The sequence below is a fragment of the Vibrio sp. PID23_8 genome (assembly GCF_003584965.1).
Lineage (GTDB): Bacteria > Pseudomonadota > Gammaproteobacteria > Enterobacterales > Vibrionaceae > Vibrio.
Genome location: NZ_LIXE01000004.1, coordinates 178,557 through 193,344, shown reverse-complemented (window position 1 = coordinate 193,344; position 14,788 = coordinate 178,557). Strand labels below are relative to the sequence as shown.

The 14,788-nt window shown below is 46.0% G+C and carries 16 protein-coding genes and 1 other RNA gene; 4 read left to right on the top strand and 13 right to left on the bottom strand.

Annotated features, from left to right (window positions below):
- Positions 1 to 18 precede the first annotated feature (18 nt).
- The 5 genes from AK966_RS09875 to rsmI all read right to left on the bottom strand — a co-directional run bounded on the left by AK966_RS09875 (position 19) and on the right by rsmI (position 4,696).
- Entirely contained in the window at positions 19 to 1,818 is a 1,800-nt protein-coding gene (locus AK966_RS09875; RefSeq protein WP_099078861.1) for a penicillin-binding transpeptidase domain-containing protein, read from the bottom strand.
- Positions 1,815 to 2,132, bottom strand: coding sequence for a cell division protein FtsL (gene ftsL, locus AK966_RS09870; protein WP_099078860.1), 318 nt, complete (start codon positions 2,130 to 2,132; stop codon positions 1,815 to 1,817). Before ftsL ends, AK966_RS09875 begins: the two co-directional genes overlap by 4 nt.
- Before the next feature lie 5 nt (positions 2,133 to 2,137).
- Entirely contained in the window at positions 2,138 to 3,088 is a 951-nt protein-coding gene (rsmH, locus tag AK966_RS09865) for a 16S rRNA (cytosine(1402)-N(4))-methyltransferase RsmH (protein ID WP_119464056.1), read from the bottom strand.
- Between the two features lie 176 nt (positions 3,089 to 3,264).
- Positions 3,265 to 3,658, bottom strand: an RNA gene (gene rnpB, locus AK966_RS09855) — RNase P RNA component class A.
- Between the two features lie 174 nt (positions 3,659 to 3,832).
- Positions 3,833 to 4,696 (bottom strand): 16S rRNA (cytidine(1402)-2'-O)-methyltransferase, encoded by an 864-nt coding sequence (gene rsmI, locus AK966_RS09850; RefSeq protein ID WP_099078858.1) that lies wholly within the window; start codon positions 4,694 to 4,696, stop codon positions 3,833 to 3,835.
- Between the two features lie 68 nt (positions 4,697 to 4,764).
- Between rsmI and AK966_RS09845 the strand changes: the two genes are divergently transcribed.
- The 4 genes from AK966_RS09845 to AK966_RS09830 are packed head-to-tail and all read left to right on the top strand — an operon-like array spanning position 4,765 to position 8,143.
- The gene (locus tag AK966_RS09845) at positions 4,765 to 6,576 is read left to right on the top strand and encodes a penicillin-binding protein activator (protein WP_099078857.1); all 1,812 of its coding nucleotides are present in this window, start codon (positions 4,765 to 4,767) and stop codon (positions 6,574 to 6,576) included.
- Positions 6,563 to 6,931 (top strand): YraN family protein, encoded by a 369-nt coding sequence (locus AK966_RS09840; protein ID WP_099078856.1) that lies wholly within the window; start codon positions 6,563 to 6,565, stop codon positions 6,929 to 6,931. Before AK966_RS09845 ends, AK966_RS09840 begins: the two co-directional genes overlap by 14 nt.
- 3 nt (positions 6,932 to 6,934) lie before the next feature.
- Positions 6,935 to 7,525, top strand: a complete 591-nt coding sequence (locus tag AK966_RS09835; RefSeq protein ID WP_099078855.1) for a phosphoheptose isomerase — start codon at positions 6,935 to 6,937, stop codon at positions 7,523 to 7,525.
- Positions 7,526 to 7,546: 21 nt separating this feature from the next.
- On the top strand, positions 7,547 to 8,143 hold the full coding sequence (locus tag AK966_RS09830; protein WP_099078854.1) for a BON domain-containing protein: 597 nt from the start codon (positions 7,547 to 7,549) through the stop codon (positions 8,141 to 8,143).
- A 62-nt stretch (positions 8,144 to 8,205) separates the two neighbouring features.
- On the opposite strand, the gene sspB is transcribed toward AK966_RS09830, so the two are convergent.
- The 8 genes from sspB to zapE all read right to left on the bottom strand — a co-directional run bounded on the left by sspB (position 8,206) and on the right by zapE (position 14,746).
- A complete protein-coding gene (gene sspB, locus AK966_RS09825; RefSeq protein WP_099078853.1) occupies positions 8,206 to 8,688 on the bottom strand; it encodes a ClpXP protease specificity-enhancing factor in 483 nt (160 codons plus the stop codon).
- A gap of 18 nt (positions 8,689 to 8,706) precedes the next feature.
- Positions 8,707 to 9,342, bottom strand: a complete 636-nt coding sequence (sspA, locus tag AK966_RS09820; protein ID WP_005372897.1) for a stringent starvation protein SspA — start codon at positions 9,340 to 9,342, stop codon at positions 8,707 to 8,709.
- Positions 9,343 to 9,438: 96 nt separating this feature from the next.
- On the bottom strand, positions 9,439 to 10,176 hold the full coding sequence (locus AK966_RS09815; RefSeq protein ID WP_099078852.1) for a cytochrome c1: 738 nt from the start codon (positions 10,174 to 10,176) through the stop codon (positions 9,439 to 9,441).
- Positions 10,173 to 11,438: a cytochrome bc complex cytochrome b subunit gene (locus AK966_RS09810; RefSeq protein WP_099078851.1), complete on the bottom strand. Its 1,266-nt coding sequence runs from the start codon at positions 11,436 to 11,438 to the stop codon at positions 10,173 to 10,175. Before AK966_RS09810 ends, AK966_RS09815 begins: the two co-directional genes overlap by 4 nt.
- On the bottom strand, positions 11,438 to 12,028 hold the full coding sequence (gene petA / locus AK966_RS09805) for a ubiquinol-cytochrome c reductase iron-sulfur subunit (protein ID WP_099078850.1): 591 nt from the start codon (positions 12,026 to 12,028) through the stop codon (positions 11,438 to 11,440). The genes AK966_RS09810 and petA overlap by 1 nt, the downstream gene beginning before the upstream one ends.
- Before the next feature lie 544 nt (positions 12,029 to 12,572).
- A complete protein-coding gene (gene rpsI, locus AK966_RS09795; protein WP_005436094.1) occupies positions 12,573 to 12,965 on the bottom strand; it encodes a 30S ribosomal protein S9 in 393 nt (130 codons plus the stop codon).
- Between the two features lie 15 nt (positions 12,966 to 12,980).
- A complete protein-coding gene (gene rplM, locus AK966_RS09790; RefSeq protein ID WP_099078848.1) occupies positions 12,981 to 13,409 on the bottom strand; it encodes a 50S ribosomal protein L13 in 429 nt (142 codons plus the stop codon).
- Between the two features lie 233 nt (positions 13,410 to 13,642).
- On the bottom strand, positions 13,643 to 14,746 hold the full coding sequence (gene zapE / locus AK966_RS09780) for a cell division protein ZapE (protein ID WP_119464055.1): 1,104 nt from the start codon (positions 14,744 to 14,746) through the stop codon (positions 13,643 to 13,645).
- Between the last annotated feature and the right edge of the window lie 42 nt (positions 14,747 to 14,788).

Genomic DNA, 14,788 nt, shown 5'->3' with positions numbered 1-14,788 from the left:
AACATTTTTTGCTGCACACTACTTAGCATGCGGCTGGAATTTATTTTCATCTGGCGCAACGTTCAGGATTTGCAGCGCACCTTTCATAATTTCAGAAAAAACGGGGGACGCTACTGAGCCACCGTAGTAATCATCGCCTTGCGGCTCGTTGACGATAACAACAAGTGCAATACGTGGATCACTGACTGGAGCAAGGCCTGCCGTATAAGTAATGTATTCATCACTGTAACCACCTGCACTCGCTTTACGTGAAGTACCCGTTTTTGCCCCTACCCGATAACCAGGCACCGCTGCTCTTCGAGCTGAACCGCCCTTTTGAGTAACCGTTTCAAGCATATCAAGCACCTGACGAGCATATTCATGGCTTACGACTTGGCGCGACATACCCATATCATTACTTTCAATCATATGCACAGGCTCATATTTACCCAGATTTCCTAAGGTCGCGTAAGCATGAGCAAGCTGAATTGGTGTGATCGACAAACCGTAACCAAAAGAAATGGTGGCGCGTTCGATTGGAGACCAACGTGAACGGCTAGGGAAAATGCCCGTCACTTCACCGACTAGATTTAAACCTGAAAGCTCCCCCAACCCCACTGAACTATAGAGTCCCAACAACGCTTCAACTGGCATTTGCATTGCCAACTTGGTCACACCGATATTACTCGACTTTTTCAGGATCTGAGTTAGGCTCGCTTTGCCTACTTTAGAGACGTCACGTACGCGGCTACCACCAAGCTGAAGAATACCATTACCGGTATCCACAATGGTGTTTTCATCTGCCACTCCATTTTCTAAGGCGGCCAGAATCACAAATGGCTTAATCGTCGAACCCGGCTCCATTGAGTCAGTGATGACCCGGTTACGCATTTTGTAGCTTTGCCAGTCGCTGCGGTTATTCGGGTTGTAGGATGGCGCGTTCACCATCGCCAGCACTGCGCCCGTTTTAACATCCAACATCACCGCAGAGCCGGAGGTCGCCCGGTGATCCGCAACGGCCTGCTTGATTGCACGATACGCAATCGCTTGTAAACGTTGGTCCACTGTGAGTTTAAGCGGCTTACCTTCTTGCTTCTCCTCAAGTGCGATGTTCTCTACCACTCGGCCATAACGGTCTTTGCGAATGATCTTTTTGCCCGCCTCACCCGTTAGCCATTTATCGTAACTGCGTTCAACGCCTTCCAAACCATGACCATCAATACCGGTAACGCCGACTAGGTGAGCACTGACTTCGCCTGCAGGGTAATAACGACGAGATTCGGACTTAAGACCGACGCCGGGCAATTTGAGCTCACGAATATATTTGGCCATAGCAGGACTGACTTGGCGCTGAAGATAAATGAAACGACGCTTTTCGTTGCGTTTAATCTTGTCAATTAAGCCTTGGCGATTGAGGCCAAGTACATCGGCTAGCGCATACCAGCTTTGGGTTTGCTCTAACGCACCTTCTTTAAAGATGGTTTTCGGATCCGCCCAAACGGCTTCCACAGGGACACTGACGGCCAAAGGCTCACCATTGCGGTCAGAGATAATACCTCGAGCAGACGGAATAGCCTTGACACGGATAGAACGGAGATCGCCTTGCTTAATAAGATTATCAGGCTCGATAATTTGGATATAAGCCACACGCCCCACAAGTAGGGCGAAAGCACAAAAGACAAAAAACAATAGCAAATGAAAACGCCAACGAATTAAAAATGCCTCAGGCTCTGTACTGACCGCTTCATTTTTAACTTGCGGCTTCTCCGTTGCAATTTTTTCTTTCACAGCAGAAGTACTCGGGTTTCCTTGTTTAGATTTGGCTTTCTTTCCCATCATTTTAGCGTGATAACCACTTCTTTATCGCCATCGGGACGTTTCATCTCAAGATCGATTTTGGCAAGATCTTGGACGCGACTGTGTTCCGCGAGGGCGGTTTCTTCTAACATTAGATTGCGCCATTCACTGTCAAGCTGCTCACGCTCAACGAATGTATGATCTTTCTCGGTGATCGCTTGGCGTGCGTGATGAGTCGCAAACACCACTCCCATCGCAGATGCGAATATCAGTAGCATCAGCACAAGTGACCAGCGACCGACAGTAAACAGATCTATTGCAATCAACTTAGCAAGATTGGGAGTGGATTTCGTCATAACAATTACAGCTTTTCAGCAACTCTTAGCACAGAGCTGCGCGAACGAGGGTTAAGCTCAATTTCTTGCTTAGTGGGTTTGATCGCTTTGCTAACGGCTTTCATGTTCGCACTACCAAGCGCACGGATTTGCGCTTCCGTCATTGGAATACCGTGTGGCACTTCAGGGCCTTTGCTCTCTTTACGAATGAAGCGTTTCACCATGCGATCTTCCAATGAGTGGAAACTGATCACTGACAAGCGGCCTTCAGGCGCTAAAATGCTCGCCGCACCTTTTAGTGCCGTATCAATTTCTTCTAGCTCACTGTTGATGTAAATACGGAATGCTTGGAAAGCACGCGTCGCCGGGTGCTTTTTCTCTTTAAAGCTCTTTGGTGCCGCATCTGAAATCAATTTTGCTAGTTGACCTGTACGAACCATTGGCTCGTTTTCTTCGTTTTCACGGTATGCCACGATGGCTTTAGCAATGCGACGTGCATGTTTGTCTTCACCAAACTCACGAATCACCCAAGTGATGTCATCAAGGTCAGCTTCCATCAACCACTGAGAGACAGGGATGCCAGAAGTTGGATCCATACGCATGTCTAACGGGCCATCTTTCATAAAGCTAAAGCCACGCTCTGCATCGTCTAGCTGAGGTGAAGACACGCCAAGATCCAAAAGAACCCCATCGACTTTGCCGGCTAAACCGTACTCTTCTGCGTACTTTGCCATTCCTGAGAATGGTCCGTGAATAATGGTAAAACGAGGATCATCAATCTTGCCCGCTTCAGCTATCGCTTGAGGGTCACGATCAATACTGTACAGTCGACCATTTTCACCTAATTTCGACAAGATAGTTCGACTGTGACCGCCACGGCCAAATGTTCCATCGATATAGATACCGTCGGGTTTGATAGCCAAGCCATCAATGGATTCATTTAATAACACTGAGATATGTTGAAATGTTTCGGTCATAGCTTTCTCGTTGAATGATCTTGAAGCGATTCTTTAGTGTACTGATTTCCCACATCATCGCCACCACAAGTCTAAAGTTAGACGTGATTCAGCGCCAAGTTTATTGGTAATGACATGGTTTGCGTCAATAAAATGCAAAAAACCCATCACTACCAAAGTAGTGATGGGTCTCGAATAGGTGGAGCCGACACATAAGCCGGGTTCTGTTCCGCTTGCGCGGCGGTAGCCATTCGTCTAGGCCAGCAATCACTCACTGGCTCGAGCAACCTACCCGCCTCCTTACGCGAGCAACGCAATGTGGAGGCCTATTTGGTCTTGCTTCAGGTGGAGTTTACCCTGCTACGAACTATTACTAGTCGTCCGGTGCGCTCTTACCGCACCCTTTCACCCTTACCTGTGCACCACTACTCGAAAATAGGGGCCATCGGCGGTCTTCTCTCTGCTGCACTTGTCGTAGGCTTGCGCCCCCCAGGCGTTACCTGGCACCTTGCTCTATGAAGCCCGGACTTTCCTCCCCTTTGTCAGTCTCCCGAAGGACATCAACAAAGCAGCGACTACCCAGTCAGCTCCAAGGGCGGATTGTATAGAGTTATCCACTCAGAGTCTAGTGAGATCACAGATATGATGAAATGAATGAATCAATTGGCGATATTTTAGACAAATACAAATGAACAGCCAAAGAAAAAGGGCCGATGCTCTCACACCAACCCTTTTTGCAAAATGAAACTGACTATCTCAATGAGGTTAGCCTAAATGTTCCAACCCCCACTTATATAGCGCGTTTTTCTTTAGGTTGTAGATTTCCGCCGCTAAGGCCGCCGCTTTCTTAAGAGGCAACTCCTTGGTCAAAATACCCAGTGTACGAGTCGCTTCATCCGGTAGCGTTTCTTCACTAGAATCACGATATCCATGGATCAAAAGCACCATCTCACCACGTTGCTGGTTGCCGTCACTTTTTACCCACCCAATCAACTCACCAAGTGGCATTCCCTGAATGGTTTCAAAGGTTTTCGTCAACTCTCGAGCTAATACCACTTCCCTATCTGGCCCAAGAACGTCTAACATATCTTGTAAAGAGTCTAAAATACGATGTGGCGATTCATAAAAAATACAAGTGCGCTCAACTGAAGCAATCTCAAGAAACTTATCTTTACGACCTTTGCTTTTCGGTGGTAGAAAGCCTTCAAAGCTGAAGCGATCCGATGGCAAACCAGATGCACTTAACGCGGTGATAACCGCACATGCACCGGGAAGCGGCACAACTCTTACGCCCGCTTGACGACATTTTGTCACCAAATGGTATCCTGGATCGCTGATTAGCGGCGTACCAGCGTCAGAGACCAGTGCAATGGACTGACCTGAAAGTAGCTTTTCAACCAGTACCTGTGCTTTTTGCTGCTCATTATGATCGTGTAACGCAAAGGTTTTGGTTTGGATATTGAAGTGAGACAGTAATTTGCCTGTATGTCGAGTATCCTCAGCGGCAATGATGTCCACATTCGACAGAACTTCGATAGCACGTTGAGTGATATCCGCTAAATTTCCGATTGGCGTCGGTACGATGTAGAGAGTTGGCCCCTCATTCGGCAACTTATTTTTATCTGTCATTTGTTTACCATCACTTCAACGATTAATATAGAGACAATTTTGTACAAAATTATAGAGAACTCACGGCAATGATGAACCATAAGAGACTCAGTGTACCACGCTTACTCACTCCTGTTGCACTGGCAATTACGCTCGCCGCCTGTTCTTCAGGTCCTCGACAGCCTGGCAGCGTCGATATAACACTTGAGCCTACCCAGTCTGTTCAGAACTACATGATTCAAGCGGATAGCACCGAAGGTAGCTTACAAAACGACTGGTTGATCATGGCAACCAAGGCTGCGATTCAAGCTAACGACTTCGACCAAGCGGAACGGCTTATCAAACGTCTTGCTCGTCAGCAATTGACGGAAGTTCAGCAGGCGGAGTGGCAACTGACTCGCGCGACAATGCAGCATAAACAAGGCAATTACTCACAGTTGCTGCAGCAACTCAACTTCAAACCTTGGTGGAAACTGCCAAGTGAGCAATGGAAAGACTACTACTCACTACGCGCAGAAGCATACCAAAACTTAAACCAGCCATTTGATGCTAACCGTGAACTGGTTGCCTTAGGTCAATACTCTTCATCAGCAGAGCAACGTGACATCTCTAGCCGCATTTGGATGAATCTCAACAGCTACTCAGAAAACGAGCTCACCTCGCTTCATACCGATCCAAACGAAGACGTATTAGATGGCTGGCTACAACTGGCGATTTACGCCAAAACCTTATCAGGCAATATCCCTCAGCTCAAGAATACTCTAGAGCGCTGGTTGAGCGAAAACCCCTCCCACCCGGCAGCGGTATACACGCCCGCTGAGATCCAAAATATCTTGTCTTTGAACATCGTCAAGCCAAGCAACACCGCACTATTGCTCCCGTTAACGGGTAAATTTGCGCCGCAAGCTCAGCTTATTCGGGATGGTTTTATCTTTGCGATGATGAATGACACTCATCGGGATCCAAGTTCAACGCTTACCGTTATCGATACACACGCATACAATGCTGAGCAAATTAAGCAGCGTTTGATCAGCGAAAACATCGACTTTGTTGTCGGTCCTTTGCAAAAAGAAAACGTCGAACGGCTGCAATCAACACTGGATGGGTCAGAGACTGGCGTGGCGATCCCTGCTCTTGCATTGAACATTCCTGAAGACGTCCAACCTGGTACCAACATGTGCTACTTGGCTTTATCTCCGGAACAAGAAGTAGCGCAGGCAGCAAAATACCTGTTCAGTCAGGGGTACAAATTCCCGATGATTCTAGCTCCAAGCGGCAGTTACGGTCAGCGTGTTGTGGATGCGTTTAATCAAGAATGGGACAAGTATAGTTCTAACAAAGTCGCCACCAACTACTTTGGTGACAAACGCCAACTGCAAAAGAACATCAACGAGGTGTTCGGCCTACAGGAGAGCCAGCAGCGTATTGCTCAAATGCAATCTCTCATGGGTATCCCACTAGAAAGCCAACCACGTAGTCGTCGCGATGTCGATGCGGTCTATATTGTAGCAAAAAGCTCTGAGCTCACGTTGATAAAACCGTTTATTGAAGTGGCGATCAACCCTGACGCTAAGCCACCAAAATTGTTCTCCAACTCACGGAGCAACAGTGGCGGTACGACATATGAAGATCTCACTGGCGTCACTTACAGCGACATCCCACTTCTCATCCAAGCAGACCCAAGCATCACGGCACAAATGAGTGAGCTTTGGTCTGAGCAATCCAACATGGAAAAACGCTTAGAGGCATTGGGGATGGACGCGTACAAGTTGATTGGCGAACTTCCTAAAATGAAAGTCGTTCTAGGTCACACCGTTGACGGCCAGACCGGTACACTCAGTATCGACAATAACTGTGTTGTGCAACGCGAGCTAAGCTGGGCAGAGCGTGGGGCTCTTTAGTCAACGACAAATAGGCAATCAATATGAAACCCTGGCGAAGCAATATTTGCAACGCCAGGGCTTACACTTTCTTGATCAAAATTTTCTGACTAAAGTCGGAGAAATTGATTTAATCTTCCAACAAGGTGAAACTATCGTCTTTGTTGAGGTCAAATATCGCAAGAACGATAAGTTTGGTTCAGCAGCAGAAATGGTCACCCGTACAAAAATGCGTAAACTGGTCAAAACCGCACAGATTTGGCTTAGCCAGAAAAGACGCGCTGCACAAAATATAGATTATCGGTTTGATGTGATAGCCATTCATGATAATGGTCGAGATATCAACTGGATACAAAATGCAATATCTGAAGGATAAGTGATGCTAGACAGCATTAAAGACAGTTTTACAGAAAGTATTCAAATTCAAATAGCGGCAGCCGAAGCGCTGCCAGATGCCATTACTCATGCAGCTCAAGCCATGGTTTCGAGCCTGCTCAATGGCAATAAAATCTTGTGTTGCGGTAACGGGGGGAGCGCCTCGAACTCTCAGCAGTTTGTTTCATGCCTTTTAAACCGATTTGAAACCGAGCGTCCTAGCTTACCAGCGATGGCACTGACGGCAGATAACACCACCCTAACCGCCGTAGCCAACGACTACCACTACCAAGAGATTTTCTCAAAACAAGTGCGTGCGTTTGGCCAGCCAGGGGATATCCTGCTAGCCATCTCAACTAGCGGTAATAGCAAAAACGTCATCAAAGCAATGGAAGCCGCCGTAACGCGTGATATGACCATCATCGCGTTAACCGGCAAAGACGGTGGCGAGATGGCGGGTTTATTAGGTGAACATGATGTTGAGATTCGAATTCCATCTCACCGCACAGCACGTATTCATGAAGTACATATGGTTACGCTTCACTGTTTATGTGATTTGATAGACCAAGTGCTTTTCCCTGCTCACGAAGAATAATGGATATTAAGAGTTAGAATTATGATACGTAGTTTTGTCATTTTGTGTGCCGTACTCAACATGAGTGGCTGTGCTGGTTTGTTTATTGCTGGTGCTGCCACCACAGCGAACATTGTCACTGATACTCGTTCGACCAAACAAATCTGGCAAGACAACAATATCGAATTCGAGGTTGCTGCCATTGGTAACAAAGCCCCTTTTAAAGGCAAAGTTCGCGTTGTGGCCAGTTCTTATAACGGAACGGTTGTGTTAATGGGTCAGGCCCCAACACAAGAGTGGAACAATGAACTGGAACGCAGAGCGAGAGAAGTCGAAGGGGTAAAAAATGTTCACAACCAAATCAAGCTCAAAGAGCCATTAACCGTTACCCAAATCAGCAACGATAGCTGGATAACCACCAAAGTAAAATCATCTCTACTCACCGATAGTGAACTTAATGGGATAAAAGTTAAAGTAATTACGGAAGACAGTGAAGTCTTCCTCTTTGGTTATGTCACCCCTGCGCAGGGGGAACGAGCAATAGAAATCGCACGTAATATTTCAGGTGTGAAACAGGTCATCAAGGGGTTTCAATATGGTGAGACTGAGTCTGTAGAAAACAGCACAGCTAATCTGTAAGTCTATCCAGACGGTGTCTGTCTAACCAAACAAAAAAAGCAGCGTTACACGCTGCTTTTTTGTTATTTGATTACTCGTAAACTTGGTCTACCTTTCGGGCGAGGCGCTTGCTCCTCATCCGATGTCGAGTCAACCATTTCAGAAGGCTCATCACTTACTGTCGTAAATGTCGACGCTTGCTCTTCTTCAACCATCGCTTCATCTTCGATGTTCGTATACGCTTCTTCAGGCTCAAACATAGTGCCTGCGCCGTTTTCACGCGCGTAGATAGCTTGAACCGCATACACTGGCACGATAACAGAGTGCGGACGACCACTAAAGCGAGCCTGGAACGTAATCGCATCATTCCCCAACTCTAAGTGGCCTACAGCACGTGGCGCAATATTCAAGATAATCTGACCATCCTGAATAAACTCCACTGGTACGCGCACACCTGGCATGGTTGCATCAACAACCAGGTGGGGAGTTAAGTCGTTGTCTACTAGCCAATCATAAAATGCACGAAGCATATATGGGCGGCGAGCCGTCATTTTTGCAATATCCATAACGTGTTACTGAGTCGCTTAGCGAACTAGGCGCATTTCACGTTCTGCTTCCGTTAGAGAAGCCAGGAATGAGTCGCGTTCGAATACGCGGTTCATGTAAACCTTAATTTCTTTTGAGCCAGGACCAACAAGATCAATACCTAGTTGAGGTAAACGCCACAATAGTGGTGCTAGGTAACAATCAATTAGGCTGAATTCTTCACTCATGAAGTATTCGTATTCAGCAAAAATTGGCGCTAGAGTCAGAAGATCATTACGTAGTTTGGTACGCGCTTTTTCTGATTCTTCAGCATTGCCTTTCATTACTTTTTCAGCCAGTGAGTACCAGTTGCGTTCGATACGGTACATCATCAAACGACTGTTACCACGAGCAACAGGGTAAACCGGCATTAGAGGTGGATGAGGGAAACGCTCGTCCAAGTACTCCATGATGATTTTTGAATCGTAAAGAGCAAGCTCACGGTCAACAAGAGTTGGCACTGACTTGTATGGGTTTAGCTCTACAAGCTCAGCAGGAAGGTTTGCTTCATCAACAAGCTCGACCTCTACACTTACGCCTTTTTCAGCAAGTACGATGCGAACCTGATGGCTATACAAATCTGATGCACTTGAGAAAAGAGTCATCACAGAACGTTTATTGGCAGCTACAGCCATAGAGCCCTCCAGTACACTTACAAATAAAAATAATGGAGGCTAAGCCTCCATTATCCATCAATTAAAATTGGGAATTAGCACGGTATGATAGCACAATTAATGCACATCACGCCAATACTCTTTCTTAAGCATCACAACAACAATCGTCAGCAATACCAAGAAGCCCATTACCCACCAACCAAGTGCATGACGCTCTAGCTGAACTGGGTCACCAGAGTAAACCAAGAAGTTGACCAAATCACCGACAGCTTTATCGTATTCGCCAGTGCTAAGTTCACCAGTACCATCGGTTTCAATGCCAACCACCACTTGAACTTCTTCACCGTCGACGACTTTTGTGCCGTATACCGGAGTTGGAATACCTTGTAGTTCTTCTAACACATGTGGCATACCAACACTTGGGAATACCAAGTTGTTCACGCCAAATGGACGAGATGGATCGGTGTAGAAAGAACGAAGGTACGTATAGAGCCAATCCGCACCACGAACACGAGCAACCAACGTCAGATCTGGTGGCGGAGCACCAAACCACTGACCCGCTTGCTTTGCTGGCATCGCATTAACCATCAGGTCGCCCACTTTCGCTTCAGGATCGAAAATTAGGTTTTCCTTCATCAGGTCAATGGGAATATCCAAGTCTGTCGCGACACGCTCGTAACGCTGGTATTGCGTTGAGTGACAAGCAAAACAGTAGTTCATGAATAACTTCGCACCGTTTTGCAGCGAGGCTTTATCCGATAGGTCAACGTTCGCTTTGTCTAGCGGCACGCTGGCCCCCGCTGCCATCGCGAGAGATGGCAACATAGCAAATAGAATTACAATCCACTTCTTCATTTGAATGTCACCCTCTCTGGTAAAGGTTTGGTTGCTTCATTTTTGCTGTAGAAAAACAGCAGAACAAAGAACATGAAGTAACACAAGCTAAAGATCTGAGACAGAATCGTGTACAGCGGCGTTGCCGGTAGTGCCCCCAAAATGCCCAGAGCGATAAAGGCGATAGTGAACTGAACAATATTTAATAGGTGGATTTTACTACGGTAACGGTACGAACGTACTTTACAGCGATCCAGCCAAGGGAGAACAAACAGTACGGCAATTGACGCCCCCATTAGGATGACACCCAATAGTTTGTCAGGAACCGCACGCAAAATTGCGTAGAACGGCGTGAAGTACCATACTGGAGCGATGTGCTCAGGTGTCTTCAGTGGGTTTGCAGCTTCAAAGTTAGGCGGCTCAAGGAAGTACCCACCCATTTCTGGGTTAAAGAACAACACGTAACAGAAGAAGAATAAGAAACCAGCCACACCCACCAAGTCCTTCACCGTACCGTATGGGTGGAAAGGAATCGAATCAATGATGTCGTACTTATTCGAGTAGTACTCATGGAACTTGAATTGCGTTTTGTAATCATCACCCATTGAGCCTTTTGGTAGTTTAGTCTCGATACCATCAGGGTTGTTTGAGCCCACTTCGTGCAGAGCCAATACGTGCAGTACAACAAGAAGTAGCAGAACAATAGGTAGTGCGATCACGTGCAGTGCAAAGAAACGGTTCAGTGTTGCACCAGAGATGATGTAGTCACCACGGATCCAAAGCGTCAGGTCATCACCAATCACTGGAATCGCTCCAAACAACGAAATGATTACCTGAGCACCCCAGTATGACATCTGACCCCATGGTAGCAGGTAACCCATGAAGGCTTCTGCCATTAGAACCAAGAAGATCAACATACCGAAGATCCACAATAGCTCCCGAGGCTTTTGGTATGAACCGTAAATCAAACCACGGAACATATGTAAGTAAACAACAACGAAAAACGCTGACGCGCCAGTCGAGTGCATGTAACGCAGTAACCAACCGTACTCAACGTCACGCATGATGTATTCGATAGAAGCAAACGCACCTTCACCAGAAGGAACATAGTTCATCGTCAGCCAAATACCTGTAAGAATTTGGTTAACCAGTACCAACATTGCCAAAGAACCAAAAAGGTACCAAAAGTTAAAGTTCTTTGGCATTGGGTATTCAGACAAATGCTTTTTATAAGCATTCATTGCCGGAAGTCGTTTTTCAACCCAGTCTAATAGTGCTTGCATTATGCGTCTCCCTCATCAACACCGATAATGAGCTTCGTGTCACTCAAATACATGTGCTTAGGAACCACAAGGTTCAGTGGTGCAGGTACACCCTGGAACACTCGGCCAGCCATATCAAACTTTGAACCATGACAAGGACAAAAGAAGCCAGACTTAACGCCTTGAACTTGTTCTGCGAACGTATCAGGTAGATAGGTTGGAGAACAACCTAAGTGAGTACAAAAGCCAACGGCCACAAAATACTCAGGCTTAATCGAGCGGTACTCGTTCTGAGCATAAACTGGCTGTTGTTCCATTTCTGATTGTGGATCGCGAAGCTGGCCATCAATGTTCTTAAGGTTATCGACCACTTCTTGAGTACGGCGAACTACCCATACAGGTTTCCCCTGCCACTCAACACGGACCATCTGACCGGCTTCAATTTTACTGATATCCACTTCCACCGGTGCACCCGCCGCTTTTGCTTTGGCACTCGGATTCCATGATTTGATAAAAGGAACGGCGACGGCAGCTGCCCCTAAGCCACCAACAACTGCCGTTGTAGCGGTTAGAAAACGCCTGCGACCGTTATTTAAAGGCGCGTTGCTCATCCAAACATTCTCCCATTTGCTCCCTTTGGATCGTTATTATTCCGCTTATAAGAGCATGGCTAACAAATAATGAATTTAGTTCTAATTATTGGGGGGAAATGATAAAGAAAACCCTACTTTTTGACAAGATAAAGCTACCTTTTCGTAACAATTGTGAGGCAAATCGCCCACGCCGTCACAAAAGCAGTAAAATTCTAAAAAATAGATGTGATTTGAAACAAGAAAGCGAGAGGAATAACATTCCAAAAAGCCAGAACACGCCTTTTATTTGGGTTGTTTTCAAGAAATTAGGTCGGAAGAAATAGCAAATATACGCAGAAAGAGCCTTGTTTGTCGCCATGACCTATGTAGCACGCCAAATAAGAAAAATACGGTAATTAGCCCAATAAATGTTACGAGAACATTAAATAGACAGTACTACACATGAGTGTAATAAGATAAGGGTGTTTTGAACACAAAAAACAAAAAGCTCGGCATATAGCCGAGCTTTGATGCACAGTTTCCAGAACAAGCCTGGAACAGCATAATTTCCAATAAGTGGAAATTAACGCTTAGAGAACTGTGGACGACGACGTGCTTTACGTAGACCAACTTTCTTACGTTCAACGCAACGAGCGTCACGAGTAACGTAACCAGCTGCACGTAGAGTAGGACGTAGAGACTCATCATATTCCATAAGAGCACGAGTGATACCGTGACGGATAGCACCAGCTTGACCAGAAATACCGCCACCTTTAACAGTAACGTATAGGTCTAGTTTCTCAGTTAGTTCAACTAGCTCAAGAGGTTGTTTAACAACCATGCGAGAAGTTGGACGACCGAAGTACTCATCAAGGCTACGCTTGTTGATTACGATGTTGCCGCTGCCTGGTTTGATGAAAACACGTGCAGCTGAGCTTTTGCGACGGCCAGTGCCGTAGTATTGATTCTCTGCCATTTTCGAAATCCCCGATTAGATGTCTAGTACTTGAGGTTGTTGAGCAACATGGTTGTGCTCAGCGCCAGCGTAAACTTTCAGCTTACGGTACATAGCACGGCCTAGAGGACCACGTGGTAGCATACCTTTAACTGCTAGCTCAAGAGCCATCTCTGGCTTACGATCAATCAGTTTCTCGAAGCTGATTGACTTTAGGCCACCTGGGAATTCAGTGTGACGGTAGTAAATCTTACCTTTAGCTTTATTACCAGTTACAGTAACTTTCTCCGCGTTGATAACGATGATGTAATCACCTGTGTCAACGTGTGGAGTGTATTCAGCTTTGTGTTTGCCACGTAGGCGAGATGCAATTTCACTTGCTAGACGGCCAAGAGTTTTACCTTCAGCGTCTACAACGTACCAGTCGCGTTTTACAGTTTCTGGTTTAGCAACGAAAGTTTTCATGCTAATAATAACCCGTTAATTAAAATTTAAACTTTAAGGAACACCGTAGAGTGCTCCCACACTGTCTAAGAGCCCAGTCATCACCCCTTCGAGTCGTTGGTACTCTCGACCTATTATGTCGAAGTAACTTCGATAATCAGGTCTGCAGTAACGGTGGGTTGCAGGATTATAGAGAAGAGCGAAGAAAAAATCACCTTTTTTTGCGCTCAATCACTATTTTTTTCTTAACTTTTTTAAGCTAAATGCTCTCGACTTAAGTACTCAAGACTCTGCATCTCGGTTAATCGAGACTGACAACGCTTAAACTCGAACTCTAACTGCCCTTCCCCATAAAGCAATGTCATCGGGACCTCTGCTGAGATAATCAATGTTACGTTACGCTCATAGAACTCATCGACAAGAGAGATAAAGCGTCTTGCCGCATCATCAATCTTGCGATCCATCTGTTTCACATCCGCCAATAAGACCGTATGGTAGATACGCGAGAGTTCAATGTAGTCGTTCTGGCTTCGTGCAGTTTGGCAAAGTTGCTCAAAAGAGGCATGCAATACGCCATCACTTACTTCAATAACCGCAACTTCACGATGATTAACCTCAATCACGTTGCTTGCCACTTTTCTCTCACCAACCAACTGGTGGTAATACTTCTTAAGGTTAATCGATGCCTGCTCATCCAAAGGATAATGATAAATTTCAGCTTGCTCTAAAGTACGAAGACGATAATCCACCCCACTGTCTACATTGAGCACGTCACAACGCTCTTGGATCATGGCAATGGCTGGAAGAAAACGAGCTCGTTGCAGGCCATTACGATACAAGTATTGCGGTTCGATATTGGACGTTGCGACCAAGATCATTTGTCGCTTAAACATCTCTCGCAATAACGTGGCCAAAATCATCGCATCCGTAATATCAGAAACGAAAAACTCATCAAAGCAAACTACATCAGCTTCTTTCTTAAATTGCTCCGCTACTTTCGACAAGGGGTTCTCAACATCCCCTAAACGCCTGAGCTCATCATGAACTCGATACATAAAACGGTGAAAATGCACCCTCATCTTTCTTTCGGTTGGCAAAGCATCAAAAAAGGCATCCATGAGATAAGTTTTGCCCCGCCCTACACCTCCCCAAAAGTACAATCCCTTGGGTGGTTCGGGTAACTCAGATTTTTTTCCAAGAAGTTTCTGCCAAGTGCTAAGCTGAGGAATCGGTGCAGACTGATAATCCGATATCGCATGATAGAGCTTATCTAAAGCAACAACCGCATTATATTGGGCATCATCACGCTGGAATCCATGGTCTGCTATGTCTTTTTTATATCGTTCTAATGGTGTCATCGCATTGGGTCATATCAGAGGGACGGTGCAAATTGTCACCTC

Coding starts and splice junctions, on each gene's coding strand:
- petA (WP_099078850.1), bottom strand. CDS start 12,028: ATGAGCAACGCGCCTTTAAATAACGGTCGCAGGCGTTTTCTAACCGCT.
- AK966_RS09845 (WP_099078857.1), top strand. CDS start 4,765: ATGATGAACCATAAGAGACTCAGTGTACCACGCTTACTCACTCCTGTT.
- AK966_RS09875 (WP_099078861.1), bottom strand. CDS start 1,818: ATGATGGGAAAGAAAGCCAAATCTAAACAAGGAAACCCGAGTACTTCT.
- rsmI (WP_099078858.1), bottom strand. CDS start 4,696: ATGACAGATAAAAATAAGTTGCCGAATGAGGGGCCAACTCTCTACATC.
- zapE (WP_119464055.1), bottom strand. CDS start 14,746: ATGACACCATTAGAACGATATAAAAAAGACATAGCAGACCATGGATTC.
- rplM (WP_099078848.1), bottom strand. CDS start 13,409: ATGAAAACTTTCGTTGCTAAACCAGAAACTGTAAAACGCGACTGGTAC.
- AK966_RS09830 (WP_099078854.1), top strand. CDS start 7,547: ATGATACGTAGTTTTGTCATTTTGTGTGCCGTACTCAACATGAGTGGC.
- AK966_RS09810 (WP_099078851.1), bottom strand. CDS start 11,438: ATGCAAGCACTATTAGACTGGGTTGAAAAACGACTTCCGGCAATGAAT.
- sspB (WP_099078853.1), bottom strand. CDS start 8,688: ATGGATATTGCAAAAATGACGGCTCGCCGCCCATATATGCTTCGTGCA.
- ftsL (WP_099078860.1), bottom strand. CDS start 2,132: ATGACGAAATCCACTCCCAATCTTGCTAAGTTGATTGCAATAGATCTG.
- sspA (WP_005372897.1), bottom strand. CDS start 9,342: ATGGCTGTAGCTGCCAATAAACGTTCTGTGATGACTCTTTTCTCAAGT.
- rpsI (WP_005436094.1), bottom strand. CDS start 12,965: ATGGCAGAGAATCAATACTACGGCACTGGCCGTCGCAAAAGCTCAGCT.
- rsmH (WP_119464056.1), bottom strand. CDS start 3,088: ATGACCGAAACATTTCAACATATCTCAGTGTTATTAAATGAATCCATT.
- AK966_RS09835 (WP_099078855.1), top strand. CDS start 6,935: ATGCTAGACAGCATTAAAGACAGTTTTACAGAAAGTATTCAAATTCAA.
- AK966_RS09815 (WP_099078852.1), bottom strand. CDS start 10,176: ATGAAGAAGTGGATTGTAATTCTATTTGCTATGTTGCCATCTCTCGCG.